Annotated in this window: 26 protein-coding genes; 21 read left to right on the forward strand and 5 right to left on the reverse strand. The window is 60.4% G+C overall.

What is annotated here, in order from left to right:
* Nucleotides 1–44 precede the first annotated feature (44 nt).
* The 4 genes from mutS (at nt 45) to murJ (ending at nt 7,638) form a co-directional block, all read left to right on the forward strand.
* Nucleotides 45–2,771: a DNA mismatch repair protein MutS gene (mutS, locus tag ACPYOI_RS07650; protein WP_481418838.1), complete on the forward strand. Its 2,727-nt coding sequence runs from the start codon at nt 45–47 to the stop codon at nt 2,769–2,771.
* Between the two features lie 11 nt (nt 2,772–2,782).
* On the forward strand, nt 2,783–3,058 hold the full coding sequence (locus ACPYOI_RS07655; protein WP_481418839.1) for a hypothetical protein: 276 nt from the start codon (nt 2,783–2,785) through the stop codon (nt 3,056–3,058).
* 105 nt (nt 3,059–3,163) lie between these two features.
* Entirely contained in the window at nt 3,164–6,061 is a 2,898-nt protein-coding gene (locus ACPYOI_RS07660; protein WP_481418840.1) for a [protein-PII] uridylyltransferase, read from the forward strand.
* Complete coding sequence (gene murJ, locus ACPYOI_RS07665; RefSeq protein ID WP_481418841.1) at nt 6,058–7,638, forward strand: murein biosynthesis integral membrane protein MurJ; 1,581 nt, start codon at nt 6,058–6,060, stop codon at nt 7,636–7,638. Before ACPYOI_RS07660 ends, murJ begins: the two co-directional genes overlap by 4 nt.
* 15 nt (nt 7,639–7,653) lie before the next feature.
* Here the strand turns inward: murJ and ACPYOI_RS07670 are convergent, their stop codons facing one another.
* Nucleotides 7,654–8,082 carry a YcbK family protein gene (locus ACPYOI_RS07670; RefSeq protein ID WP_481418842.1) on the reverse strand — a complete coding sequence of 143 codons (429 nt, stop codon included), beginning with the start codon at nt 8,080–8,082 and terminating at the stop codon, nt 7,654–7,656.
* Nucleotides 8,083–8,368: 286 nt separating this feature from the next.
* On the opposite strand from ACPYOI_RS07670, the gene ACPYOI_RS07675 reads away from it, so the two are divergent.
* The 16 genes from ACPYOI_RS07675 to trmB all read left to right on the forward strand — a co-directional run bounded on the left by ACPYOI_RS07675 (nt 8,369) and on the right by trmB (nt 22,295).
* On the forward strand, nt 8,369–8,773 hold the full coding sequence (locus ACPYOI_RS07675; protein ID WP_481418843.1) for a VOC family protein: 405 nt from the start codon (nt 8,369–8,371) through the stop codon (nt 8,771–8,773).
* Between the two features lie 88 nt (nt 8,774–8,861).
* Nucleotides 8,862–9,926 carry a tryptophan--tRNA ligase gene (trpS, locus tag ACPYOI_RS07680; protein ID WP_168828107.1) on the forward strand — a complete coding sequence of 355 codons (1,065 nt, stop codon included), beginning with the start codon at nt 8,862–8,864 and terminating at the stop codon, nt 9,924–9,926.
* 77 nt (nt 9,927–10,003) lie between these two features.
* Nucleotides 10,004–10,495: a universal stress protein gene (locus ACPYOI_RS07685; RefSeq protein ID WP_168828106.1), complete on the forward strand. Its 492-nt coding sequence runs from the start codon at nt 10,004–10,006 to the stop codon at nt 10,493–10,495.
* Between the two features lie 127 nt (nt 10,496–10,622).
* The gene (locus ACPYOI_RS07690) at nt 10,623–11,189 is read left to right on the forward strand and encodes a NifU family protein (protein ID WP_481418844.1); all 567 of its coding nucleotides are present in this window, start codon (nt 10,623–10,625) and stop codon (nt 11,187–11,189) included.
* An 82-nt stretch (nt 11,190–11,271) separates the two neighbouring features.
* Entirely contained in the window at nt 11,272–11,931 is a 660-nt protein-coding gene (gene tsaB, locus ACPYOI_RS07695; RefSeq protein ID WP_481418845.1) for a tRNA (adenosine(37)-N6)-threonylcarbamoyltransferase complex dimerization subunit type 1 TsaB, read from the forward strand.
* A 2-nt stretch (nt 11,932–11,933) separates the two neighbouring features.
* A complete protein-coding gene (locus ACPYOI_RS07700) occupies nt 11,934–12,428 on the forward strand; it encodes a GNAT family N-acetyltransferase (RefSeq protein ID WP_481418846.1) in 495 nt (164 codons plus the stop codon).
* A gap of 37 nt (nt 12,429–12,465) precedes the next feature.
* Nucleotides 12,466–12,894 carry a Fur family transcriptional regulator gene (locus tag ACPYOI_RS07705; RefSeq protein ID WP_481418847.1) on the forward strand — a complete coding sequence of 143 codons (429 nt, stop codon included), beginning with the start codon at nt 12,466–12,468 and terminating at the stop codon, nt 12,892–12,894.
* Between the two features lie 30 nt (nt 12,895–12,924).
* Entirely contained in the window at nt 12,925–13,722 is a 798-nt protein-coding gene (gene olsA / locus ACPYOI_RS07710) for a lyso-ornithine lipid O-acyltransferase (protein ID WP_481418848.1), read from the forward strand.
* Nucleotides 13,723–13,771: 49 nt separating this feature from the next.
* The gene (gene miaB, locus ACPYOI_RS07715) at nt 13,772–15,193 is read left to right on the forward strand and encodes a tRNA (N6-isopentenyl adenosine(37)-C2)-methylthiotransferase MiaB (RefSeq protein WP_481418849.1); all 1,422 of its coding nucleotides are present in this window, start codon (nt 13,772–13,774) and stop codon (nt 15,191–15,193) included.
* Nucleotides 15,194–15,211: 18 nt separating this feature from the next.
* Nucleotides 15,212–16,264, forward strand: coding sequence for a PhoH family protein (locus ACPYOI_RS07720; RefSeq protein WP_481418850.1), 1,053 nt, complete (start codon nt 15,212–15,214; stop codon nt 16,262–16,264).
* Entirely contained in the window at nt 16,264–16,779 is a 516-nt protein-coding gene (ybeY, locus tag ACPYOI_RS07725) for an rRNA maturation RNase YbeY (RefSeq protein WP_481418851.1), read from the forward strand. Before ACPYOI_RS07720 ends, ybeY begins: the two co-directional genes overlap by 1 nt.
* Nucleotides 16,776–17,906, forward strand: a complete 1,131-nt coding sequence (locus tag ACPYOI_RS07730; protein WP_481418852.1) for a hemolysin family protein — start codon at nt 16,776–16,778, stop codon at nt 17,904–17,906. Before ybeY ends, ACPYOI_RS07730 begins: the two co-directional genes overlap by 4 nt.
* An 82-nt stretch (nt 17,907–17,988) precedes the next feature.
* Nucleotides 17,989–19,593: an apolipoprotein N-acyltransferase gene (gene lnt, locus ACPYOI_RS07735; protein ID WP_481422741.1), complete on the forward strand. Its 1,605-nt coding sequence runs from the start codon at nt 17,989–17,991 to the stop codon at nt 19,591–19,593.
* Between the two features lie 149 nt (nt 19,594–19,742).
* Nucleotides 19,743–20,162, forward strand: a complete 420-nt coding sequence (locus tag ACPYOI_RS07740) for a helix-turn-helix domain-containing protein (protein ID WP_168828095.1) — start codon at nt 19,743–19,745, stop codon at nt 20,160–20,162.
* Between the two features lie 181 nt (nt 20,163–20,343).
* The gene (gene metK / locus ACPYOI_RS07745) at nt 20,344–21,597 is read left to right on the forward strand and encodes a methionine adenosyltransferase (RefSeq protein WP_481419610.1); all 1,254 of its coding nucleotides are present in this window, start codon (nt 20,344–20,346) and stop codon (nt 21,595–21,597) included.
* Entirely contained in the window at nt 21,594–22,295 is a 702-nt protein-coding gene (trmB, locus tag ACPYOI_RS07750) for a tRNA (guanosine(46)-N7)-methyltransferase TrmB (protein ID WP_481422742.1), read from the forward strand. The genes metK and trmB overlap by 4 nt, the downstream gene beginning before the upstream one ends.
* A gap of 9 nt (nt 22,296–22,304) precedes the next feature.
* Here trmB and ACPYOI_RS07755 read toward each other — a convergent pair whose 3' ends face one another.
* Together ACPYOI_RS07755 and ACPYOI_RS07760 are read right to left on the reverse strand one after the other, a co-directional pair.
* Entirely contained in the window at nt 22,305–22,562 is a 258-nt protein-coding gene (locus tag ACPYOI_RS07755; protein WP_112713755.1) for a BQ00720 family protein, read from the reverse strand.
* A gap of 48 nt (nt 22,563–22,610) precedes the next feature.
* Nucleotides 22,611–23,036 carry an Hsp20 family protein gene (locus ACPYOI_RS07760; RefSeq protein WP_168828092.1) on the reverse strand — a complete coding sequence of 142 codons (426 nt, stop codon included), beginning with the start codon at nt 23,034–23,036 and terminating at the stop codon, nt 22,611–22,613.
* Nucleotides 23,037–23,294: 258 nt separating this feature from the next.
* Between ACPYOI_RS07760 and ACPYOI_RS07765 the strand changes: the two genes are divergently transcribed.
* Nucleotides 23,295–24,239: a nucleoside hydrolase gene (locus tag ACPYOI_RS07765; RefSeq protein ID WP_481419612.1), complete on the forward strand. Its 945-nt coding sequence runs from the start codon at nt 23,295–23,297 to the stop codon at nt 24,237–24,239.
* Between the two features lie 34 nt (nt 24,240–24,273).
* Here ACPYOI_RS07765 and grpE read toward each other — a convergent pair whose 3' ends face one another.
* The gene (grpE, locus tag ACPYOI_RS07770) at nt 24,274–24,906 is read right to left on the reverse strand and encodes a nucleotide exchange factor GrpE (RefSeq protein WP_481419613.1); all 633 of its coding nucleotides are present in this window, start codon (nt 24,904–24,906) and stop codon (nt 24,274–24,276) included.
* Nucleotides 24,907–25,006: 100 nt separating this feature from the next.
* Nucleotides 25,007–26,095, reverse strand: coding sequence for a heat-inducible transcriptional repressor HrcA (gene hrcA / locus ACPYOI_RS07775; RefSeq protein WP_168828089.1), 1,089 nt, complete (start codon nt 26,093–26,095; stop codon nt 25,007–25,009).
* Nucleotides 26,096–26,200: the final 105 nt, after the last annotated feature.

The raw sequence follows: 26,200 nt of genomic DNA on the forward strand, positions 1-26,200 counted from the left end.
CGGATAGGGTTGGCACCTGTTTTTTTGGGAAAAACTGCAACCCCGTGAACGCACGAATAGACATCGGAAACGAAGCCTTCACCGCGGCCGAGCTTGCCACGGAAGAAAGCCGCGCGTCGGCAACGCCGATGATGGAACAGTACATCGAGATCAAGGCGAACAATCCCGGTTCGCTGCTCTTCTATCGTATGGGCGATTTCTACGAGCTGTTCTTCGAGGATGCGCTGGAGGCCTCGCGCGCACTCGGCATCACGCTGACGAAACGGGGTCAGCACATGGGGCAGGATATCCCAATGTGCGGCGTGCCGGTGCATGCGGCAGACGACTATCTGCAAAAGCTAATCGCGCTCGGTTTCCGCGTCGCTGTTTGTGAACAGGTGGAAGACCCGGCGGAGGCGAAGAAGCGCGGCTCGAAATCCGTCGTCAAACGCGATGTCATCCGACTCGTCACACCGGGCACGATCACCGAGGAAAAGCTGCTTTCGCCCTCGGAATCGAACTATCTGATGGCGCTTACCCGGATTCGCGGCACATCCGAGCCGGTGATGGCGCTTGCCTGGATCGACATATCGACCGGTGTTTTCCGCCTTGCAGAGACGGAAAGCTCGCGACTGCTCGCAGATATCCTGCGCATCGATCCGCGCGAACTGATCCTGCCCGATACGATCTTCCACGATGCCGAGCTGAAGCCGGTCTTCGACGTGCTCGGTCGCACGGCCGTGCCGCAGCCGGCGGTTCTCTTCGACAGCGCCACGGCGGAGAGCCGCATCGCCCGCTACTTCGGCGTCTCCACGCTCGACGGTTTCGGCACCTTCTCCCGCGCCGAGCTCGCCGCCGCGGCGGCGGCCGTCGCCTACGTCGAAAAGACGCAGATCGCGGAACGCCCGCCCCTAGGCAAGCCGGAGCGGGAGAGCGGCGCCTCGACGCTTTTCATCGATCCCGCGACCCGGGCCAATCTGGAGCTTGCCCGCACGCTGTCGGGCGACCGGAACGGCTCGCTCTTGAAGGCAATCGACCGGACCGTCACCGGCGGAGGAGCTCGCCTGCTCGCCGAGCGGCTGATGTCGCCGCTGACCGATCCTTCCCATATCAACGAGCGATTGGACTCGATCGGCTTCCTCATGGAGGAGCCGTCGCTCTGCGGCGATCTGCGCGACGCACTGAAGCATGTGCCGGATATGCCGCGCGCACTCTCCCGCCTGGCGCTCGATCGAGGCGGTCCTCGCGATCTCTGGGCGATCCGGCAGGGACTGGGTGCCGCCGCCGACGTGGCCGGACTGCTTGGCACTGCGCTTCTCCCGGAAGAACTCGGCAAGGCGCTTTCCGGCCTGCGCGCGTTGCCAGCGGCACTCGATACACTGCTTGCTGAAACGCTCGCCGCCGAACTGCCACTTCTGAAGCGCGACGGCGGCTTTCTGCGTGACGGCGCCAATGCCGAACTCGACGAGGTACGGGCGCTGCGAGACCAGTCGCGCCGGGTCATAGCCGGACTGCAGCTGCAGTACGCGGATGAGACCGGCATCAAATCGCTGAAGATCAAGCACAACAATGTCCTTGGCTATTTTATCGAGGTGACCGCCGGCAATGCCGGGCCGATGACGGATACGCCCGACGCCAAGGCCCGCTTCATCCATCGCCAGACGATGGCGAACGCCATGCGCTTCACGACGACCGAGCTTGCCGACCTCGAAAGCCGCATCGCGAACGCAGCCGGCCGGGCATTACAGATCGAGCTCGAAGCTTTCGACCGGATGTCAGCAGCGGTGGTCGCCGAAGCAGAGACGATCAAGGCTGGGGCCCGGGCACTTGCGGTCATCGACGTTGCGGCCAGCCTCGCCTTGCTTGCCGAGGAACAGGCCTACTGCCGGCCCCTCGTCGATGGATCGAAGATGTTTTCGATCGAAGGCGGCCGTCACCCGGTTGTCGAGCAGGCGCTGCGGCGCCAGTCCGCCGGCCCGTTCGTCGCCAACAATTGCGACCTCTCGCCGAGTTCGGGCGGCAAGGATGGGGCGATCTGGCTGCTCACCGGTCCGAACATGGGCGGTAAGTCGACGTTCCTCCGCCAGAATGCATTGATTGCAATCCTCGCTCAGATGGGCTCCTTCGTGCCCGCCGCCTCGGCACATATCGGCATCGTCGACCGGCTCTTTTCCCGCGTGGGGGCATCGGACGATTTGGCACGCGGCCGGTCGACCTTCATGGTCGAAATGGTCGAAACCTCGGCGATCCTCAACCAGGCAACCGACCGCTCGCTCGTCATCCTCGACGAAATCGGCCGCGGCACCGCAACGTTCGACGGTCTGTCCATCGCCTGGGCAGCGGTCGAGCATCTGCACGAGGCCAACCGCTGCCGCGGGCTCTTCGCCACCCATTTCCATGAGCTGACAGCACTTTCCGAAAAGCTTCCCCGCCTGTCGAACGCGACGATGAAAGTGAAGGAATGGGACGGCGATGTGATTTTCCTGCATGAAGTCGGTCCCGGCGCCGCTGACCGCTCCTACGGTATCCAGGTCGCACGCCTGGCCGGTCTTCCCGCCTCGGTTGTCGCCAGAGCCCGCGATGTCCTGAGCCGCCTGGAGGATGCCGACCGCAAGAATCCGGCGAGCCAGCTGATCGATGACCTGCCGCTCTTTCAAGTCGCCGTGCGCCGCGAGGATACAAATCGCAAGCCCTCGAAGCTCGAAGAGGCGCTGAAGGCAATGAGCCTCGACGACATGACGCCGCGCGAGGCGCTGGATGCGCTTTATGATCTCAAAAAGCAGATGACCTAGGGAGAGCCGCAATGTTCATGGGCAGCCTCCTGCAGGAAACCCGGCGCCTTGCCGAAATGTTCACCGTCCTCGAAGCGTTGCGCAATGCGGACGAGCATGGCACTCCCCGCGGCTGGAACTCCCCCTTCGGCATGCTCGAAATCACGCGATCGTGTGCTATCATCTGCGAGCTTGCGACTGCCATTGCCAAGGCTGGCTACCGCGAATGCGATAAAGCCACCGTTGACGCGATTGCCGGCGAGGCACGCAACGTCCTTTACTCGGTGAATGAACAAGTCGCGGCTTGAGAGCCCTTCCTTCCCAAGGGAGAAGGCAACCACCTTTTCGCCAAAATTAAGGGTTCTTGCAGTATGAAAGCCCGTGTCAAATGCCGGGCAAAGAGGCTATAGCGCATGCAGACGAAACGAGACGCGGTCGCGCCGCGCGAACAGGAAGCCGCTCCGCGCATGGCGACGACGAACGACATCGATTTCTCCGAAATTCTCGACCCGGCCTATCTGCGGTCCCTTTGCGAGGCGGTTGCCGAAGCCAACAAGAATCAGCCGGACGTCATGCGTTCCGAGCTGCTTGCCACCCTCAAGAAAGCAAGCAGCGAGGGCCGCGAAAGGGCACGGGCGCTTCTCTCGGCCGACGGCGGCGGCCTGAACTGCGCCCGGCGCATTTCCTGGGTGCAAGACCACATCATTTCTGCGCTTTATGAGTTCACGACAGCCCATGTCTTCCCGGCTCAGCGCGGCAAGTTTGCGGTCACTGCCGTCGGCGGGTACGGCCGCGGCACGCTGGCGCCCGGCTCCGATATCGACCTGCTCTTCCTTTTTCAGCCGAAGCCGGCGGAAGAGACCCACAAGGCCGTCGAATTCATGCTCTACGTCCTCTGGGACATGGGCCTCAAGGTTGGCCATGCAACGAGGACGATCGAGGAGTGCATCGCGCTCTCCAGGTCCGACATGACGATCCGCACGGCAATCCTCGAGATGCGCTACATCTGCGGGCTGGAAACGCTCGCCACCGAGCTTGAGACCCGTTTCGACAAGGAGATCGTCACCGGCACCGGCCCCGAGTTCATCGCCGCCAAGCTTGCCGAACGCGACGACCGCCACCGCAAGGCGGGCGATACCCGCTATCTCGTCGAGCCCAACGTCAAAGAGGGCAAGGGCGGGCTTCGCGACCTCCACACGCTCTTTTGGATTTCCAAGTATTACTACCACGTCCGTGACACTGCTGAACTCGTAGCGCTTGGTGTTCTCTCAAAGCATGAGTACCGCGTTTTCGAAAAGGCTGACGACTTTCTCTGGGCAGTGCGCTGCCACATGCACTTCCTGACCGGCAAGGCGGAGGAGCGGCTTTCATTCGACATCCAGCGGGAGATTGCCGAGGCGCTCGGATATCATTCCCGCCCGGGCCTTTCGGCTGTCGAGCGTTTCATGAAACACTATTTCCTGGTTGCGAAGGATGTCGGCGACCTGACACGAATTCTATGCGCGGCCCTCGAAGATCAGCAAGCGAAGTCAGCGCCTGGACTCAGCGGCGTCATCAGCCGCTTTGCCCGCCGCACGCGCAAAATCCCCGGCTGCATGGAATTCGTCGAGGACCGGGGCCGCATTGCGCTCTCCAGCCCGGACGTCTTCAAGCACGATCCGCTCAACATCATCCGTCTCTTCCATGTTGCCGATATCCACGGTCTCGAATTCCATCCGGATGCGCTGAAGCGCGTCACGCGCTCGCTCAACCTGATAGACAACGATCTGCGGGAAAATGACGAGGCAAATCGCCTCTTCATGTCGATGCTCACCTCCAAGCGCGATCCAGCCCTCATCCTGCGCCGCATGAACGAGGCCGGCGTGCTCGGCCGCTTCATCCCCGAATTCGGCAAGATCGTCGCGATGATGCAGTTCAACATGTATCATCACTACACGGTGGACGAGCATCTGATCCGTTCCGTCGAAGTCCTCTCCGAAATCGACAAGGGCAAGGCCGAGGAGCTGCATCCGCTGTCCAACAAGCTGATGCCGCATATCGAAGATCGCGAAGCGCTCTATATTGCCGTCCTTCTCCACGATATTGCCAAGGGCCGGCAGGAGGACCATTCCGTCGCCGGTGCCCGTGTTGCTCGCAAACTCTGCGCCCGTTTCGGCCTGTCGCAGAAGCAAACGGAACTCGTTGTCTGGCTGATCGAGGAGCATCTGACGATGTCGATGGTCGCCCAGACCCGCGACCTTACCGACCGCAAGACAATCACTGACTTTGCCGACCGGGTTCAATCACTCGATCGCCTGAAGATGCTGCTGATCCTGACGATCTGCGATACTCGTGCCGTCGGCCCCGGTGTCTGGAACGGCTGGAAGGGCCAGCTGCTGAGAACGCTCTACTTCGAGACCGAGCTGCTGCTTTCAGGCGGTTTTTCGCAGGTCTCCCGCAAGGAGCGGGCTCAATTCGCGGCGGAAGCGCTGTTCAACGCGCTGTCGGATTGGAGCCAGAAGGATCGCAAGACTTACAGCAAGCTGCACTACCAGCCCTATCTGCTTTCCGTTCCTCTGGAGGACCAGGTTCGTCACGCCCATTTCATCCGCCAGGCTGACAAGAACGGCCAGGCGCTGGCGACGACCGTGCGGACGGATAGTTTCCATGCGATTACCGAAGTTACGGTGCTCTCTCCGGACCACCCCCGCCTGCTCGCCATCATTGCCGGCGCGTGTGCGGCAGCGGGCGCGAATATCGTGAACGCGCAGATTTTCACGACTTCCGACGGCCGTGCGCTGGACACGATCCATATCAGCCGCGAATTCCAGGACGATGCCGACGAGCTTCGCCGTGCCGCCAGCATCGGCAAGATGATCGAAGACGTGCTTTCCGGACGCAAGCGGCTGCCGGAGGTCATTGCCACGCGCACGAAGAACCGCAAGAAGAACAAGGCATTCGTCATTCCGCCGTCGGTCAACATTACCAACAACCTGTCGAACAAGTTCACCGTCATCGAAGTCGAATGCCTCGACCGCACCGGCCTGCTTTCGGAGATCACCGCCGTGCTGTCCGATCTTTCGCTCGATATCCAATCTGCCCGCATCACGACCTTCGGCGAGAAGGTAATCGACACCTTCTACGTCACGGACCTCGTCGGCCAGAAGATCTCCAGCGACACCAAGCGCTCCAATATCACTGCCCGGCTGAAGGCCGTTATGGCCGGCGAGGAGGATGAGCTTCGCGAGCGCATGCCGTCCGGCATCATTGCGCCCGCCGAGACGGCGCAAACCCTGCAGCCGGGTGAAAAGAAAGCCGGTTCTCCCGTATGAGTCTTGTCAAGAAATTCGCCACTGTCGGCGGCGCGACCCTCGGCAGCCGCATCTTCGGTTTCGCTCGCGAAACGCTGATGGCGGCGGCCCTTGGTACCGGCCCCATGGCCGACGTCTTCTACGCTGCCTTCCGCTTTCCCAATCTCTTCCGCCGGCTGTTTGCCGAAGGCGCTTTCAACGCGGCTTTCGTGCCGCTCTTTGCGAAGGAGATCGAAGCGAACGGCACGGATGGCGCCAAGCGCTTTTCCGAGGAAGTCTTCGGCGTCCTGTTCTCCGTGCTGCTGCTCATCACCATCGTGATGGAACTTTGCATGCCGCTGCTCGTGCGCTTCGTCATCGCGCCGGGCTTTGCCGACGATGCGGAAAAATTCTCGATCACTGTCAGGATGGCAGCGGTGATGTTCCCCTATCTGATGTGCATGTCGCTGACGGCGATGATGAGCGGGATGCTGAATTCGCTGCATCATTTCTTTGCCGCAGCCATCGCGCCCGTTTTCCTCAACGTGGTGATGATCGGGGCGCTGTTTTACTCGCTCTATATCGGCGCCGAACCGCTCCAGACCGCCTGGTACCTTTCCTGGGGCGTGCTCGTGGCGGGCATCCTGCAACTCGTCGTCGTCTATATCGGCGTCCTGCATGCCGGCATGAGCATCGGCTTTCGCTTCCCCCGCATCACGCCGAACGTCAAGCGGCTGCTGATCCTTGCGGTGCCGGCCGCCGTCACCGGCGGTATCACGCAGATCAACCAGATGGTCGGCCAGGCGATCGCCTCCTCACGCGAAGGCGCGATCGCGGCGCTTCAGTATGCTGACCGCATCTACCAGCTGCCGCTCGGCGTCGTCGGCGTCGCCGTCGGCGTGGTCCTGCTGCCGGAACTGGCTCGTGCCTTGAAGGGTGGCAATCTGCGCGAGGCGGCGAATTTGCAGAACCGGTCGATGGAATTCGTGCTGTTCCTGACCATCCCGGCCGCGTTTGCGCTCTGGATTCTCTCCGACGAGATTATCCGCGTCCTCTATGAGCGTGGTGCCTTCCATCAGGAAAACACCACGATCGTCGGCTCCATCCTCGCTATCTACGGCATCGGTCTGCCCGCCTTCGTGCTGATCAAGGCGCTGCAGCCGGGCTTTTATGCGCGCGAGGACACCAAGACGCCGATGCGCTTTTCCGCCGTCGCCGTTGGCGTGAACTGCGCGACGGCGCTGACGCTCTTTCCCTTCCTCGGCGCGCCCGGCATTGCCGTGGCGGAGGCGACGGCGGGCTGGATCAGCACCGTGCTTCTGTTCACGACGCTGCTGCGCCGCGGTCACCTTACCTGGGAATGGGGCTTGGCGCGGCGCACGGCGCTGCTCGTCGTCTCCGCAGCCGTCATGGGCGCCGTGATCATGTACCTGCAGCACCGTTGGGAGCCGTGGCTGGCCTCAGGCGCGCATCTGACCGCGAAGGTCGGCACGCTCGGCCTTCTGATCGTCATCGCCATGGCTGTCTACTTCGCGACAGCGTTCCTGATCGGCGGCGCCGATCTCGGCATGATCCGGCGGAACCTCAAACGGAAACCCGCGCCTAGCACCGAAGTCTGACTGCGGCCATCGTTGTCAGCAATAGCTCCAGCGGCGCCTCGGCCCGACATCGACATGGACAATTCCGTTGCAGTATCGTCCTATGCCGCCGATCCCGGGTGCGGTCTGCGCTGCTGCGATGATCGCCCGTTCCGAAACGCCCGCCACACGGATATCGGCTGCGTTGCAATAGCGGTGCTGAGAATGCGCGCGGCCGGAACGCGGCCGGAAGCCGGATGTAACCACCGGTATTCGACCGGTCTTGGCCGCGATATGTGAGAGGATGGCTCTAAGCTGCGGCGGGAAGCAGCCGATTTTGACGCTAACGGTCTGAACCGTGTAAGCCAGGGATGCGGTGTGGTTGAAAGGTCTTACCTTGGTTTTTTTGCTGGTCTGCGCCTCCGCATTGACGCAGCAGGACAAGGTGAACAAGCCAGCAAGAACGAGTGATAAGGTCGTATGCATGACGTCCCCTCCAGGTAGAACTGCAGCTGATCATGCTGCGCTCTGGTTGGTGGCGAGAACGTTCATTCAAAAAGTGGCCATTTTGTGAAATTTTATACCTTCATATAAAATGAGATATCCTCATTTTCTTGCCCTCATTCAGCAGATGTAGCTAAAATTGAGTATAAATTACTCTCAACCTTTTGATGGAAATCAATGCGTTGGCACAACCTTGCATTAGAAGACGCTGTCCGTGGCTGGCAAGACGATGTAATGCAAAATAGCATCCCCAGCCGGAGCCTTATTGATGCCCCAATCTCTCTTCCTCGTTACGCTCGTCGTCGACGATTATGACCGCGCGAAGGCATTCTATTGCGGCGCGCTGGGTTTTGATTGCCTGCAGGACGAGGTGCAGCCCGAAGGCAAGCGCTGGGTGGTCGTTAAGCCCAGCGGTACTGCGGGTGCCGCATTCCTGCTTGCGCAAGCAGTGGGCGAACGGCAGAAGGCAGCGATTGGAAACCAGACCGGCGGCCGCGTAGGCTTCTTCCTGAAGACCGACGATTTCGACCAGGACTATGCCGCAATGCTTGCGAACGGGGTCACCTTCCTCGAAGCTCCACGTCACGAAGTTTACGGCACCGTGGCCGTGTTTGCGGATCCTTACGGCAACACCTTCGACCTCATTCAACACACCGCACCCGCCGCCTCTTGATTGCGGCCCTTTGCGCGTGCATAAGCCGCCGCGTTAGCAACATGACCCTTTGGGTCTGGGGCCCTCCACCAGCCTAATCGAGGACAACGTGACCGAATTCAAAAAGCTCGTATTTTCCGGCGTACAGCCGACCGGAAATCTCCATCTCGGAAACTATCTCGGCGCAATCCGCAAGTTCGTGGCGCTGCAGGAAGGCAACGATTGCATCTATTGCGTCGTCGACCTGCATTCGCTGACCGCGCAGCTCGTACACCAGGACTTGCCCGGCCAGATCCGCTCGATCGCCGCAGCTTTCATCGCCTCCGGCATCGATCCGGAGAAGCATATCGTCTTCAACCAGTCGGCCGTGCCGCAGCACGCCGAACTCGCCTGGATTTTCAACTGCGTCGCCCGCATCGGCTGGATGAACCGCATGACGCAGTTCAAGGACAAAGCCGGCAAGGACCGAGAGAACGCCTCGCTCGGCCTGCTCGCCTATCCTAGCCTGATGGCGGCCGACATTCTCGTTTATCGCGGCACGCATGTTCCGGTGGGTGACGATCAGAAGCAGCATCTCGAGCTTGCCCGCGATATCGCGATGAAGTTCAACCTCGACTATCAGGATCACATTCGTCGGGCCGGCCACGGCATCGACATCACCGTCGGCGACGAGCCCGTGCATGCCTACTTCCCGATGGTGGAGCCGCTGATCGATGGCCCTGCGCCGCGCGTCATGTCGCTTCGTGACGGCACCAAGAAGATGTCGAAGTCCGACCCCTCAGATCTCTCGCGCATCAACCTGATGGACGACGAAGACGCCATCTCAAAAAAGATCCGCAAAGCCAAGACCGATCCGGAGGGGCTGCCGAGCGAAGTGGAAGGCCTGAAGGGCCGGCCGGAAGCCGACAATCTCGTCGGCATCTATGCCGCCCTGGCCGATAAGTCGAAAGCCCAGGTGCTGTCGGAATTCGGCGGCCAGCAGTTCTCCGTCTTCAAGCCGGCGCTGATCGAGCTTGCAGTCCAGGTGCTGTCGCCGATCACACGAGAGATGCGCCGCCTGATGGACGATACGAGCCACATCGACGCCATCCTTCACAACGGCAACGAGCGGGCTCGCGCCCGCGCCGAAGCCACCATGAAGGATATACGCGACATCATCGGCTTCCTGTACTAGGCATGTCGCAGATAGCGAGCCTCCGTGCAAAAACGGGGGCTTGCAAATCTCCCGGCTAGGGTGTCAGAGTCCGGGCCATGGTATCAAAGCGACTCTCACGGCTGGAAGGTCATCGCCGCAAATTCATGGCGGTCATCGATGGCACACCCGAGTGCCAGTGCGCCGTGCATTATGCGGGCCGGCGCGCCAAGAATTCCAATGGCGGACTGGTGCTCGTCTATGTCATTCCCGAAGGCGATTTTCAGCAATGGCTGGGCGTTGAGGAGATCATGCGGGCCGAGGCCCGCGAAGAGGCCGAAGCCGTTGTCGCCAAATCAGCTCTGGTCGTCCGCGAAACGATCGGCATCGAACCGGAAATCGTGATCCGTGAGGGAAGTTCCGTCGCGGAGATCAATGCAGTGATCGAGGAAGACCGCGATATCGCAATCCTGGTGCTGGCCGCCAGTTCTGCCAAGGAAGGCCCAGGGCCACTGGTGTCGTCTGTTGTCGGAAAAGCTGCGGCCTTTCCAATTCCCGTTACCGTATTGCCCGATACGCTGACCAACGAGGAACTGGATGCGCTGGCCTAGCATACGGTGCTAAGGCAGCCTATTTCTGGAGTCTCGGGCTCTTGATTAGCGTGGCCAATCGGCCTATTTTCTTTTGAAGAATTCTAAAGACGGCCTGAGCAACGATCTGGCCCGCATGGAGAGCGAAATGTTCATTCAGACCGAAGCCACGCCGAACCCCGCCACCCAAAAGTTCCTGCCGGGTAAGGTCGTCATGGAAAGCGGCACGGCCGAATTCCGCAATGTCGAGGAAGCACAGGCTTCACCGCTCGCCGCCCGCCTTTTCGAAATCCCCGGCGTTACCGGCGTCTATTTCGGCTATGACTTCATCTCCGTTTCCAAAGAGAATCAGGAGTGGCAGCACCTGAAGCCCGCTATCCTCGGCTCCATCATGGAACACTTCATGTCTGGGAAGCCGGTGATGGGTGAAGCCTCCGCGCTTTCCGAAGAGCTCGATGCCGGCGGTGAATTCTTCGACGAGGCTGACGAGACCATCGTGCTCACCATCAAGGAACTGCTCGACACCCGCGTGCGTCCAGCAGTGGCCCAGGATGGCGGCGATATCACGTTCCGCGGTTTCAAGGATGGCAAGGTCTATCTCAACATGAAGGGCTCCTGCTCCGGCTGCCCCTCGTCTACGGCGACCCTGAAGCACGGCGTCCAGAACCTGCTTCGCCACTTCGTTCCCGAAGTGCAGGAAGTGATCGCAGCCTAAGGGCTTGCGCCGAAATTCAGCCGGCTCAGCATTACGGCGAGCTGGCTGATTTTATGGTGGCTTTTATTCGGAAATTGATGACATGATTGTTCTGGCGCTCGACACGGCGGGTGTGGATTGCGCTGCCGCTCTATACGACAGCGGCAAGGATACGGTGCTGGGGGAGGCATCGGACATGATCGGCAAGGGTCACGCCGAACATTTGATGGGAATCATCGACCGCGTGCTGAAGCAGGCGGATATGAAGCTCGCGATGGCTGAACGCGTTGCGGTCACCATCGGTCCAGGTTCCTTCACCGGCATTCGTGTCGGTGTCGCGGCGGCTCGGGGCTTTGCTCTTGCGCTCAATATTCCGGCTGTCGGCATCACGACGCTTGAAACCATGGCTGCCGCCCAGCGCGAGAAGACCCCCGGCAGCGCCGTTCTTGCCGCCATGGATGCCAAGCGCGGCGAAATTTATCTCCAGCGTTTTTCCGCCGACGGCGTGGCGCTTGACGAACCTCGTGCCGTGACGATCGAGGAGGCTCAATCTATCGCGGCAGCCTTCGACGGCGAGATCACCGGATCGGCGGCGCCGCTGCTGAGGCCGGACGCCGCTGGCGATCAAGCCAACAAGTTTCCCATCTCCATCGTGGCTCGCCTGGGCGCTGCCGCCGATCCTGGTTCTGGAAAGCCGAAGCCTCTTTATCTGCGCGGACCCGACGCCAAACCGCAGGCCGGGTTTGCGATCGCACGAGTGTGACCATGCTGGAATCCTATCTGACCCTTAAACCGGAATTCGAGATCCTCGCCATGGAAAGCGACGACTGCCATGCGGTTTCTACCCTGCACGGGGAGCGCTTTGCACGCCCCTGGGGAGACGGCGAGTTCTACGGTCTGCTCAGCCAGGACAACGTCTTCGGTTTCGTCGCGCGCCAGACGAACGCCTTTCTGAAAAAGCCGCTGCCGGGCTTCGTACTTGCCCGGGAGGTCGCTGGCGAGGCGGAAATTCTGACGATCGCCGTGCAGGCGAAGGTTGCCCGCGCCGGACTCGGCTGGAGGCTGATGCAGGCGGCGATGCGCGAAGCCAAGCTGCGCGGCGGCGAAAGCATTTTCCTGGAAGTCGATGACGGCAACGCTGCCGCTCTCGGACTGTATCGCAAGCTCGGCTTTGAGACGGTCGGCGAGCGCCGTGGATACTACAAGGACGCGAACGGTGCAGTTTCCACGGCGCTTGTCATGAAGCGCGTTCTTCGCTAGTTCCGTGAAGAACCGGAATTTCTAATGAAGGCCGCCAATGACGGACACAGCCAAGACCCTTGAGGAGCTTTGCACCGAGCGCGGCATGCGGATGACCGAGCAGCGCCGGGTGATTGCCCGCATCCTGGAAGAGTCGGCCGACCACCCGGATGTCGAGGAGCTGCACCGTCGCTCCGTGAAGGTCGATGCGAAGATTTCGATCTCGACCGTCTATCGCACAGTCAAGCTTTTTGAAGACGCCGGCATCATCGCCCGCCATGATTTCCGCGACGGCCGCTCGCGTTACGAGACAGTACCGGAAGAGCATCACGACCACCTGATAGACCTGAAGAACGGAGTGGTCATCGAGTTCCGTTCGCCGGAGATCGAAGCGCTGCAGGAGCGTATTGCCCGCGAACACGGCTTCCAGCTCGTGGACCATCGGCTGGAGCTTTACGGCATTCCGCTGAAGAAAGACGAACGCTGAACCGATGACCGGACCCGCGGGGAGTTGGAGTTGATCGTCTGGCTGCGTATCGCCTATGCCGCGATCGTCATCGTCGCCGCAAGCATCCTGCTGATGCCCTTCCAGCTTCTCAGTCTGCATTTCGACTGGAGGCTTCGGCGTACGCTCCCGCGCCTCTGGCATCGCGTTGCCTGCCACGGACTCGGCATTCGCGTGAAGGTCCACGGTGAGCTCGAGGGACGCAGGCCGCTGATGCTATGTGCCAATCACGCCTCCTGGATGGATATCATGGTCTTGTCGTCCATCGCCGATGTCGCTTTCATCGCCAAGATAGAGGTGCGTGACTGGCCGATCTTCGGACTGCTCGCCCGCCTGCAGAAAAGCGTCTTCATCGTTCGCGAAGAGAAGCGAAAGACCGGTGCCCAGGCAAGCGAGATTGCAAGCCGCATGGCCGCCGGCGAAATCGTCGTGCTCTTTCCGGAAGGCACGACTTCCGACGGCAATCGTCTGCTGGAGGTCAAATCCTCGCTCTTCGGGGCGGCCGCAATGGCCGTGCCCCACTCGCCGAACGGCTCAGTCTTCGTGCAACCGGTCGCGATCGCCTATACCAGAGTGCACGGTATTGCCATGGGCCGCTATCATCGGCCGCTGGCGAGCTGGCCCGGCGACGTGGAACTCGCGCCGCACCTCCTCGATATCGTAAAATGTGCCGCGTTGGATGCCGAAGTCACCTTCGGCGAGGCGGTCGAGTACCGTTCGGATTCGAGCCGAAAAGAGGTCAGCGCCACCATCGCACGTCGCATCCGCGCCATGCTCAACAGCCGTTTGCGCGGCCGCGAAATTGCCTGAGTCAAGATTTCCGTTTTCTACAGGGCAAAAAACCACTAAATAGCCCGCCATGACCCAAGACAGCGCCCTTCTTCCGGCCCCAGAGATTGCCCCCAGCGAGCGGCTCCGCGATGGCAGCAACAGCCGCAAGGTCTTCATCAAGACCTATGGCTGCCAGATGAATGTGTACGACTCGACGCGCATGAGCGATGCACTCGCCCGCGACGGCTATGAGCCTACCGAGGACATGGAAGAGGCCGACCTCGTCCTCCTGAACACTTGCCACATCCGCGAAAAGGCGGCCGAAAAGGTCTATTCGGCGCTGGGCCGTTTGCGCGAGATGAAAAAGAAAAAGGCTGCCAGCGGGCGCGAGATGATGATCGGCGTTGCCGGCTGCGTCGCCCAGGCAGAGGGCGAGGAAATTCTTCGCCGCGCGCCCGCCGTCGACGTTGTCATCGGCCCGCAGACCTATCACCGCCTGCCGGAAGCCCTGCGGCGCGCGAAGGACGGCCATCGCGTCGTCGACACCGAATATGCGCTGGAAGACAAATTCGAGCATCTGCCGCTTGCCGAAGCCAAGAAGATTCGCGCGCGCGGAGTGACGTCGTTCCTGACCGTTCAGGAAGGCTGCGACAAGTTCTGCACCTTCTGTGTCGTTCCTTATACCCGTGGTTCGGAGGTCTCCCGGCCGGTCAGCCAGATTCTCGAGGAGGCACAAAAACTTGTGGACGGCGGCGTGCGCGAAATCACGCTGCTCGGGCAAAACGTCAACGCCTGGCATGGCGCCGGCCCCAATGGCGAAGAGTGGAGCCTTGGCGACCTTCTCTACCGGCTTGCGGACATCCCAGGCCTTGCCCGGCTCCGCTACACCACCAGCCATCCGCGCGATATGGACGACCGCCTGATCGAGGCGCATCGCGATCTGCGGGCGCTGATGCCCTACCTGCATCTGCCCGTGCAGTCCGGTTCGGACCGCATCCTGAAAGCCATGAACCGCCGCCATACCGCGGCTGAATATATGACGCTGATCGACCGCATCCGCGCTGCCCGCCCCGATATCGCGCTATCCGGCGATTTCATCGTTGGCTTCCCAGGGGAGACAGACGAGGATTTTGAAGCTACACTGCGTCTGGTGGAGGAGGTGCGCTATGCGCAGGCTTTCTCCTTCAAATACTCGACACGGCCGGGTACGCCCGGTGCGGAAATGAAGGACCAGGTGCCGGAAGAGATCAAGGCAGAACGGCTAGAGCGCCTGCAGGCGCTTCTTCTGAGGCAAACGCAGGAGTTCAACGAATCCTGCGTCGGCAAGACGATTGATCTGCTGCTTGAAAAGCCGGGCCGGCTGCCGGGACAGATTATCGGTCGTTCCCCGTGGCTTCAGTCAGTGAATGTTGATGCAAAAGCATCGCAAATCGGTGACATTATCAATGTGCGAATCACCGGAACCGGAACTAACAGCCTGTTTGCCGAGTTTGCAGAGGCTGAGGTCTAACCTAAGGAGCTCGACCGCTTGAAGGGACAAGAATTGGTTTCTTCTTCACCGCGCCACCCACGCATAGCGAGCGACGCCAATCACTTCGTCCTAACGTTCGAGAACAACCGGTTCGCCAGTGAGCTATTTGGTCAATTCGACCAGAACCTGAAGCTTCTCGAAGAGCGGCTCAATATCGATGCGCGCGCGCGGGGCAACTCCGTCGTTATTACAGGTGATGTCGTCACCACCAATCAAGCACGACGCACCCTCGACTACCTCTATGAAAAGCTCCAGAAAGGCGGCAGCGTGGAACGATCCGACGTGGAGGGCGCAATCCGCATGGCGGTTGCTGCCGACGATCAGTTGAGCCTGCCGACCATGGAGAAAAAAGCCAAGCTGACGATGGCGCAGATTTCGACGCGCAGGAAGACGATCGTTGCGCGGACGCCGACGCAGGATGCCTATATACGAGCCATGGAACGGGCCGAGCTGGTTTTCGGCGTCGGACCTGCCGGAACCGGCAAGACCTATCTCGCCGTTGCGCATGCCGCCCAGCTCCTGGAGCGCGGAGCCGTCGAGAAGATCATTCTTTCCCGCCCAGCCGTCGAAGCCGGCGAGCGCCTTGGCTTTCTGCCGGGCGACATGAAGGAGAAAGTCGACCCCTATCTCCGACCGCTCTATGATGCGCTCTACGACATGATCCCGGGTGACAAGGTCGAGCGCGCGATCACGGCAGGCGTCATCGAAATCGCCCCGCTCGCATTCATGCGCGGTCGAACGCTGTCGAACGCAGCGATCATCCTCGACGAAGCGCAAAACACGACATCCATGCAGATGAAGATGTTCCTGACGCGTCTTGGCGAGAATTCACGCATGATGGTGACCGGCGATCCGAGCCAGATCGACCTACCGCGCGGGGTGAGGTCCGGACTTGTCGAGGCGCTGCAGCTGCTGGAGGACGTGGAAGGAATTTCGACGATCCGCTTCAAGGATGTCGATGTCGTGCGCCATCCGCTCGTCGGACGGATTGTCAGGGCTTATGACGCCACCTATGCAACACGGCCGGAAGATGCCGGCCCGCAGGTCTGATGGCCGAGCTCGATATCCAGATTAGCATCGAGGAGGGCGACTGGCCCTCCGAAGATGAGCTTCAGGCGTTGGCGGAGCGCGTGCTCGAAACGGCGGCGAGCTTTCTCAAGAGCAATGAGAAGCAGAAGTTTCCGAAGACGGGGACCGAGCTTTCGCTCGTGTTCACGGATGACGAATCCATCCGCGCGATCAACGCCGAATGGCGCAAGAAGGACAAGGCGACCAATGTCCTCTCCTTCCCAGCCTTTCCGGTGACGCCGGGAAAGATGCCAGGACCGATGCTTGGTGATATCATCATCGCCAAGGAAACCGTCGAACGGGAAGCACGAGAGCTCGAAAAGCCGTTCGAAGACCATCTGACGCATTTGATGGTACATGGTTTCTTGCATCTCTTCGGCTACGACCATATGGATAGTGACGAAGCCGAAATTATGGAGGGGTTAGAGACTCGCATTTTGGCGGTACTCGGCCTATCTGACCCATACGAGGGTCAAGACCTAAAAATGGAACCATGAGCGACTTTACGACGAAACCCGCGGCAGAAGCCAAGGACGCCGATCAATCCTCCTCCTCAGATGAGGCGGGCAGTAGTAGCAGGCAATCCGGACGATCCTTCTGGGCGCGCGCCGCCCGCATCCTTCGCCCGCAGCAGGGCTCGCGCATTCGCGAAGATCTCGCCGACGCGCTTATGACGTCGGACACCGGCGACGATGCTTTTTCGCCAGACGAGCGGGCAATGCTCCATAACATCCTCCGCTTCCGCGAGGTGCGCGTCGCAGACGTGATGGTGCCCCGGGCCGATATCGAGGCTGTCGATCAGAACATAACCATCGGCGAACTGATGATTCTCTTCGAGGAATCCGGACGTTCCCGTATGCCGGTCTACGCCGAGACGCTCGACGATCCGCGCGGCATGGTGCATATCCGCGACCTTCTTTCCTATGTCGCCAAGCAGGCGCGCAACAAGCGCCGCGCGGGAGCGAAGACACCCAAAGGGCCGGACCCGCTTGTCGAGATCGCCCCGGAAAACATTCAGAAGCCGGCGCGCTCGGCGAAGCCGAATTTCGATCTCGCCCGCGTCGACTTGCAGAAGACGCTCGCCGAGGCCGGCATCATCCGCAAGATTCTTTTCGTGCCACCATCTATGCTTGCATCCGATCTGCTTCGCCGCATGCAGGTGAACCGCACGCAGATGGCGCTCGTCATCGACGAATATGGCGGCACCGACGGGCTCGCTTCGCACGAGGACATCGTCGAGATGGTCGTCGGCGATATCGACGACGAGCATGACGACGAGGAGGTCATGTTCAAGCGTATTTCTGAAGACGTCTTCGTGGCGGACGCACGCGTCGAGCTGGAGGAGATCGCGGAGGCTATCGGCCCGGATTTCGACATCAGCGAGCAGGTCGACGAAGTCGATACGCTGGGCGGCCTGATCTTCTCCGCCCTCGGCCGCATTCCGGTGCGAGGCGAAGTCGTACAAGCACTGCCCGACTTCGAATTCCACATTCTCGAGGCCGATCCGCGCCGCATCAAGCGGGTGCGCATCACCCGCAAGCGCCAAGCGATCCGTCGCCGCGTCAAGGCCGACGGCGACGGCGCGACCGGACTAACGGACGACCGGCCCACCGAATCGACGTAGAGCTGATTTCCGCAGGACGACAAAACGCGCCTTTTTTGAAAGACTGCGAGCCGGGTTGATTCGCGGCTTGAACGGAGCGCGCATGGAGCGGTTTGCGGACAAGGTTATCCTGGTCTGGGGTTTCAAAAGAGCATTGCTGGCGGTCCTTGCCGGCACGTTTGCGGTTCTGGCGCTGCCGCCAATCGGCTTCTTCGCCGCAATGTTTATTTCATTCACGCTCCTCGTCTGGTTGATCGACGGCGCGGCCGCCTCTCCCGAGGCAAGTTTTCTAGGCCGCCTCTGGCCCTCATTCGCGATCGGCTGGCTTTTCGGCTTCGGCTATTTCGTCGCAGGCCTCTGGTGGCTTGGCCACGCCCTGTTGATCGATTCGGAAGAATTTGCCTGGGCGCTGCCGCTGGCGATCCTCGGTTTGCCGGCAGTGCTTGCGATATATTACGGCTTCGCCGCAGCCATCGCCTGCATCTTCTGGTCGGACGGAATGGGCCGCATCGCTGCGCTTGCCGCAAGCTTCGGCCTCTTCGAATGGCTGCGGAGCGTGACATTCACCGGCTTTCCCTGGAACGCGATCGGCTACGGCATGATGCCCATGCCGCTCATGATGCAATCCGCACATGTCATCGGCACCATGGGTGTGACCGCGCTTGCCGTCTTTGTCTTCGCAGCACCTGCGCTTCTTGGAACGCGGCAGGGTGCCGCATGGGGCGTGGGGCTGGCGGCGCTGCTCTTTGCGGCGCATCTCGGTTATGGCGCCTATGCGCTGTACGTCGCCCCCAAGGCTAGCCCCCTGCCGGAAGAAAAGCGGCCCGTGATCCGGCTCGTGCAGCCGATGATCGACCAGGCCGCGAAGATGGATTCGGATGCGGACCGGTCGGCGATCTTCGAGGCTCATCTGAAGCTTTCCGTCGCGCCTCCTCAAAGTGGTGGCAGGAGGCCGGACATCATCGTCTGGCCGGAGACGGCGATCCCCTTCATTCTCACCGACAATCAGGACGCGCTCACCCGGATCGCCGACACACTGGACGACAATCAGATTCTGATTGCAGGCGCGGTGCGGGCCGAAGAAATGGGGCCCGGAAACCCGGTGCGATACTACAATTCGATCATCGTGATCGACGGGCGGGGCCAGATCGTCGCCGCTTCGGACAAAGTGCACCTCGTTCCGTTCGGCGAATATCTGCCTTTCGAAAATTTCCTCAACGAGCTCGGTATCCAGAATATCGTCGAAATGCCCGGAGGCTTTTCTGCCGCGGCCACACGTCATCTCCTGGAACTGCCGACGGGACTGAAACTCTATCCCCTGGTCTGCTACGAGATCATCTTTCCGGATGAGATGACCGGCGACATTGCCGAAGCGGGCGCGATCCTGAACATCACGAACGACGCATGGTTCGGCAATACGCCTGGCCCTTACCAGCATTTTCAGCAGGCGCGTGTGCGCGCCGTGGAGACCGGCCTGCCGCTGATTCGGGATGGCAACAGCGGTATTTCCGCAATCGTGAACGCGCATGGGCAGATCGTTGCCGGGCTAGGGCTCAACGAGACCGGGTTCGTTGACGCAACTCTTGAGGGATTTGGCGGCGGTACGTCGGACTCGTTCCCCCGGCAGACATACTTCTGGTTGACTGAAACGTTACTGCTTTTGATGGGGTCGATTTCCCGTATGGGTTTTATTTTCAAGGCGAATTGACCAAAAACCCCTAAAATTGCATAGTGGTCGCAATCGGCGTTGTTAACATATGCTTGATGATGGGTACGCGTCACTTGCAACGTGGCGTTACGGGTGGGTCTGGGCACTGCCGGTTTAACGAGGTTGAAATTCTTTGCTAGGGCAAGACCATGATTGAAAACAAGAAGAAGCCAAACCCGATCGATATCCACGTTGGCAGCCGTATCCGTCTTCGCCGGACAATGCTTGGCATGAGTCAGGAAAAACTTGGCGAGAGCCTGGGCATTACCTTCCAGCAGATCCAGAAATACGAAAAAGGAACGAACCGCGTCGGCGCAAGCCGCCTCCAGAATATTTCGAGCATTCTGAATGTCCCGGTTTCCTTCTTCTTCGAGGACGCTCCGGGCGAACAGTCCGGCTCCTTGACCGGGATGGCGGAAGCGTCAAGCTCGAATTACGTCGTCGATTTCCTTTCTTCCTCGGAAGGCCTGCAACTCAATCGCGCATTCGTGAAAATCTCGGACCCAAAGGTCCGCCGGAAGATCGTGGAGCTTGTCAAGGCTCTGGCGGCGGAAGCCGACGCGGAATAAGCGCCTCCAAGAGTGTCGTTTGAGAAGGTGGTCGAAAGGCCGCCTTTTTTTGCGTTTTAAGGGCAAAATTTATCGATTCACACTAGATATAAAGATATATTTATGTCCTTCTGTGCTTGTTTTTCCGACGTGAAATGAGTACCAACTACACGGCTTTTTGTTCTTTGAGGGAAATCCCGAAATGCGCGCTAATTATCTTTTCACTAGTGAGTCTGTTGCCGAAGGTCACCCGGACAAGGTGTGCGACCGTATCTCCGATGAGATCGTGGATCTCGTTTATCGTGAGGCGGCGAAGAACGGCGTAGACCCTTGGAGCGTGCGCATTGCGTGCGAAACGCTGGCGACAACCAACCGCGTCGTCATCGCCGGAGAGGTCCGCCTGCCGCCGACCCTGATGAAGAAGGACAAGGACGGTAACGACGTTATCAACCCCTCGAAGTTCAAGGCTGCTGCCCGCCGGGCCATCAAGGACATCGGCTACGAACAGGCCGGCTTCCACTGGAAGAAGGCGAAGATCGACGTACTGCTGCACTCGCAGTCTGCTGATATCGCGCAGGGCGTCGACAACGCCGCCGACCAGCAGGGTGACGAAGGCGCCGGCGACCAGGGCATCATGTTCGGTTACGCGTGCAAGGAAACGCCGGACCTCATGCCGGCTCCGATCTACTACTCCCACAAGATCCTTCAGTTGCTTGCAGCCGCCCGCAAGAAGGGCGAAGGCGATGTCGGCAAGCTCGGACCGGATGCCAAGAGCCAGGTGACGGTGCGCTACGTCAACGGCGAGCCGGCCGAAGTGACGTCGATCGTTCTTTCGACCCAGCACCTCGACGACACGTGGGATTCGAAGAAGGTTCGCTCGGTCGTGGAGCCCTATATCCGCGAAGCCCTCGGTGATCTGAAGATCGCAGCCGATTGCAACTGGTACATCAACCCGACCGGCAAGTTCGTCATCGGCGGCCCCGACGGCGACGCTGGTCTCACGGGACGCAAGATCATTGTAGACACCTACGGCGGTGCCGCACCGCATGGCGGCGGCGCATTCTCCGGCAAGGACACGACCAAGGTCGACCGTTCTGCCGCCTATGCCGCCCGTTACCTTGCCAAGAACGTCGTTGCCGCCGGTCTCGCTGACCGCTGCACGATCCAGCTGTCCTACGCGATCGGCGTGGCGCAGCCACTGTCGATCTATGTCGATCTGCACGGCACCGGCAAGGGCGTCAGCGAGGATCAGGTGGAAGCCGCGATCCGCAAGAATATGGATCTCTCGCCGACGGGCATCCGCCGCCACCTCGACCTGAACAAGCCGATCTATGCCAAGACTTCCGCCTATGGCCACTTCGGCCGCAAGGCAGGCCGCGACGGCTCCTTCTCGTGGGAGCGCACGGACCTCGTCAAGGCGCTGAAGGAAGCCATCAAGATCCGGGAAGCAGCATGACGGATATGGAACGCCGGGGGCGTGCGACCGAAGCTTTCTTCGGTCGCCGCAAGGGAAAGGCTCTCCGCGAACATCAGGCGGAACGGCTGACCACCCTGCTCCCGGCATTCCTCATCGACCTATCAGCGGCTCCGCCCGAGCCGCCGAAGAACCTCTTTCCGGTTCCAACGGAAAGGCTGCGCCTTGAAATCGGCTTCGGCGGTGGTGAACATCTGATCCATCGCGCGCAGGAAATGCCCTCCACCGGCTTCATCGGCGTCGAGCCGTTCATCAATTCCATGCAGAAGCTGCTTGCAAGCGTCGAGGCGACAGGCGCCAAGAATATCCGCGTCTATAACGACGACGCCACGCAGCTGCTCGACTGGCTGCCCGACCATTGCCTGGATCAGATCGACCTTCTTTATCCTGATCCATGGCCGAAGCGAAAACACTGGAAGCGGCGTTTCGTTTCCAAGACCAGTCTCGACCGCTTCCATCGCGTGCTAAAGCCCGGCGGGCTTTTCTGCTTCGCGTCGGATATCGATACTTACGTGAATTGGACGCTGCTGAAGTGCCGCGACCACGGCGGCTTCGACTGGATTGCGGAAAACGCCGCCGATTGGCTGACGCCCTACGAAGGCTGGCCTAGTACACGCTACGAGGCCAAGGCCCGGCGAGAGGGCCGCTCCTCGGCCTATCTCACATTCAAGAGAGTCTAAGCCTGCTTTCTAGTGCAGGCTGACCGTTTTCAATTCGTCTTCAGCAGCCTTGAAGAACGTGCTGGAGCGATTATCCGTCAGCAGGATCGGCGTGCCGTCGGCGCCGAAAAGTGCCCAAAGGTCCACGCCCGGATCGATATCCGGTGCTTCGGGAAAGCACTTCGAAACTTCTTCGGTGCGCATCTTGCGGATATACGCGACCTCTCCGTTGCCGATGCCGGCAAGCTCGGATTTCGTCAGGTGAGAATTCGCTTCTTTCATCAACATTCCTGTTCCTCCGGAAGAAGGGACCAACAGCCGAATGGGGCCGTTGTCCTACTGTGAGACCGAAATGTTAATTTTCTTCACCATGCGCGCCGGTTCCGGACGAATGAGGTCGACGGCAAGCAATCCGTTCTTAAGGCTGGCGCCCAGAACCTGCATGCCATCGGCCAGCACGAAGGTGCGCTGGAACTGTCGGGCGGCAATGCCGCGATAGAGGTATTCGTGCTCGCCCTGTTCGACCTGGCGGCCGCGGATCAACAACTGGTTCTCTTCGGTTGTGACGTCGAGTTCTTCTTCGCTGAAGCCAGCGACGGCAAGCGTGATGCGCAGGCGCTCGGGAGCACCGTGACCGGCGGCAATCCGTTCGATATTGTAGGGCGGATAACCGTCACTTGCCTTGGAGATACGCTCCAGCGTCTTTTCCATGGCGTCGAAGCCCAGAAGCAGCGGGCTGGCGAAGGGTGTCATGCGGCTCATCTTTCAAGTCCTTGATGCAAGCGACCTTTCCGGACCTCAAGCGCAGCATCCGGATGCCGTTAATATGGGAAGGCTGCGTCTTTTGCGCAAGCCTCGTGCCGCTGCCGGCAAACACACGAGCCGGGCTTCGCTGATCGCTTGACAATTGCCATGGCCGCTCGCATCAAATCGTCGCCCGCAGCGGCCGGGCCGATTTGCGACGGAAAGATAAACGAACGGTGCCCGCCGCGACGAGCACCTTGGGGAATGGAAGACGGAATGGCGAAGCCTAGAAAGATCATCATCGACACCGATCCCGGCCAGGACGATGCCGCAGCCATCATGCTGGCATTCGGCAGCCCTGAAGAGCTGGAGGTACTGGGCATCACGACCGTCGCAGGCAATGTGCCGCTCTCCTATACGAGCCGCAATGCGCGCATCGTGTGCGAGCTATGCGGCCGGCCGGACATGAAGGTTTTCGCAGGCGCCGACGCGCCGATGGCGCGCAAGCTGGTCACGGCCGAGCACGTGCACGGGAAAACCGGCCTCGACGGTCCGGAACTCAATGAGCCGGCGATACCGCTGCAAGAGCAGCATTCGGTCGATTTCATCATCGAAACACTCCGCCGCGAGCCGGAGGGCGCAGTGACGCTCTGCGCGCTTGGGCCGCTCACCAATATCGGCATGGCTTTCCAGAAGGCGCCGGACATCATTCCCCGCGTTCGTGAGCTGGTAATGATGGGGGGAGGCTTCTTCGAGGGCGGCAACATAACGCCGGCCGCGGAATTCAACATCTATGTTGACCCCGAAGCAGCCGAGATCGTCTTCGGTTCCGGCATTCCGATCGTGATGATGCCGCTTGACGTGACGCATCAGCTCCTGACGCAGAAGGGCCGGATCGAGCGCATGGCCGAGATTGGTACGGCGCCGGTAAAAGCGATGGTCGAGATGCTGGAATTCTTCGAGCGCTTCGATATCGAGAAGTATGGCTCCGATGGCGGACCGCTGCACGACCCGGCAGTTATCGCCTATCTGCTCAAGCCCGAACTCTTCAAGGGCCGTCACTGCAACGTCGAGATCGAGGTAACATCAGAACTGACCGCGGGCATGACCGTGATCGACTGGTGGCACGTGACCGATCGCAAGCGCAACGCCAAGGTGATGCGCTATGTGGATGCGGACGGCTTCTACGATCTGCTGATCGAGCGCTTCGCCCGCATCTGATTTTCAAACTGGTTGGCGAAAGACGCCTGAGGGATCAGGCGTCTTTTTCCGTGAAGGCGGTGTTGATGTCGGCTTCGGCTGCTTTCGGGCCGCCCTTGGCGACGCCGACCATGGCCGGGCGCAGAACGCGTTCGCCGATCGTGAAGCCAGCCTGGACGACCTGGACGACGGTGTTGTTCGGCACTTCGGTGTTCGGAACCTCGAACATCGCCTGATGGAAGTGCGGATCGAACTTCTGACCGACCGGCTCCAGCTTGCGAACGCCATGGCGCTCAAGCGCCGACAGCATGGAACGCTCGGTCATGTCGACGCCTTCGATCAATGTCGTAAGGCCAGCGTCGCCGCTCTCTTTTGCTTCCGGCGGGATGGACTCGAGCGCGCGGCGGAGATTATCCGAGACAGCGAGCATGTCCCGCGCAAAGCCGGCGACGGAATAGGACTTGGCATCCTTGACGTCGCGTTCGGTACGACGGCGCAGGTTATCCATCTCCGCAGCAAGGCGCAGATAGCGATCGCGCAGCTCAGCATTTTCCGCCTTGATGCGTTCGATGAGATCGGGCTCGGCCGGCGTTTCCGCGGTGGTTTCGTTCTCGACGTTTGCGGCAGCGTCGGCTGCGGCTTCGGCCGCGGCAGCGTCAGGTCCGTTTTTCGTCGTTTCGTCGATCATGACGGTCTCCGGTACTGGGGTTGTCTTGGGATGGGCCCGATATCGAGCTTTGACCGCAAAAAATCAAGTCTGCGTGACAAAGAAGGGGAAATTCCGGCTTTTACAAGGTGCCGCGCGAAAGCCTGGAAATCAGCTGTGCCGTGTAATCAACCATCGGCACTATGCGCGAATAATTGAGCCGCGTCGGTCCGATGACGCCGACGGCGCCAACGATGCGATCGTCCTCGTCCCGATAGGGCGCGACGATGAGCGAGGAGCCGGAGAGCGAAAAAAGCTTGTTCTCCGAGCCGATGAAGATCCGCACACCCGGACCGGTTTCGGCAAGATTCAAGAGCTCGATCAGGCTGTCTTTCTTTTCCAGATCGTCGAAGAGCATCCGGAGGCGGTCAAGGTCTTCCACGCCCGCAAGGCCCTCCAGCAGATTGGAGCGTCCGCGAATGATGAGCTGCGGCGGCTTGCCTTCATCGGCGGTGCCCGACCATACGGCGATACCGCGCTCGACGAGCTGCTGGGACAATGCGTCCAGTTCGTTGCGGACATTCTCTTTCAAATGGCTGAGCTGCTTGCGCAATTCCGGCAGCGTCTGGCCGCTCATATGCGCGTTGAGGAAATTCGCGGCCTCCGTCAGCTGCGCTGAAGTGACGCCTGCGGGCAATTCGATGATGCGGTTTTCAATCTGGTCGTGATCGCCAACGAGGACGGCAAGCGCCTTGGTGGGTTCCAGCCGGATAAATTCGACATGCTTGAGGATCGGATCGCTCTTCGACGTGATGACAAGGCCGGCGCCGCGCGAAATGCCCGAAAGCATCCGGCTTGCCTCGTTCATCATCGATTCCATCGCATTGTCACGGCTTTCGGGCCGAACCTGTCGCTCGATAGTCGCACGATCTTCCGCGGAAAGGTCGCCGACCTGCATAAAGGCATCGACGAAGAAGCGGAGACCGCCCTGCGTCGGCAAGCGTCCGGCGCTGACATGCGGCGAGTAGATCAGGCCCAGCTCTTCCAGATCGCTCATCACGTTGCGCACGGAAGCCGGCGATAGCGACATCGGCAAAATGCGGGAGAGATTGCGTGAGCCAAGCGGCTCGCCGTTTTCCAGATAGCCTTCGACGATGCGACGGAAGATTTCCTTGGAGCGTTCATCCAGCGCAGCAACGGCATCCGAAATCGACGTCGACCTGAACCCCATGAACTTCCTTGCACCCGCGCTGCCAACAATCACCCCGAAAATATAGTCAATCTCGCCCCCGAGGCAAAAGGGAATTTGCAAATGGCTGCCGCCAATCGTAGAAGC

It is taken from the genome of Rhizobium sp. SVR5-2C, assembly GCF_056755115.1.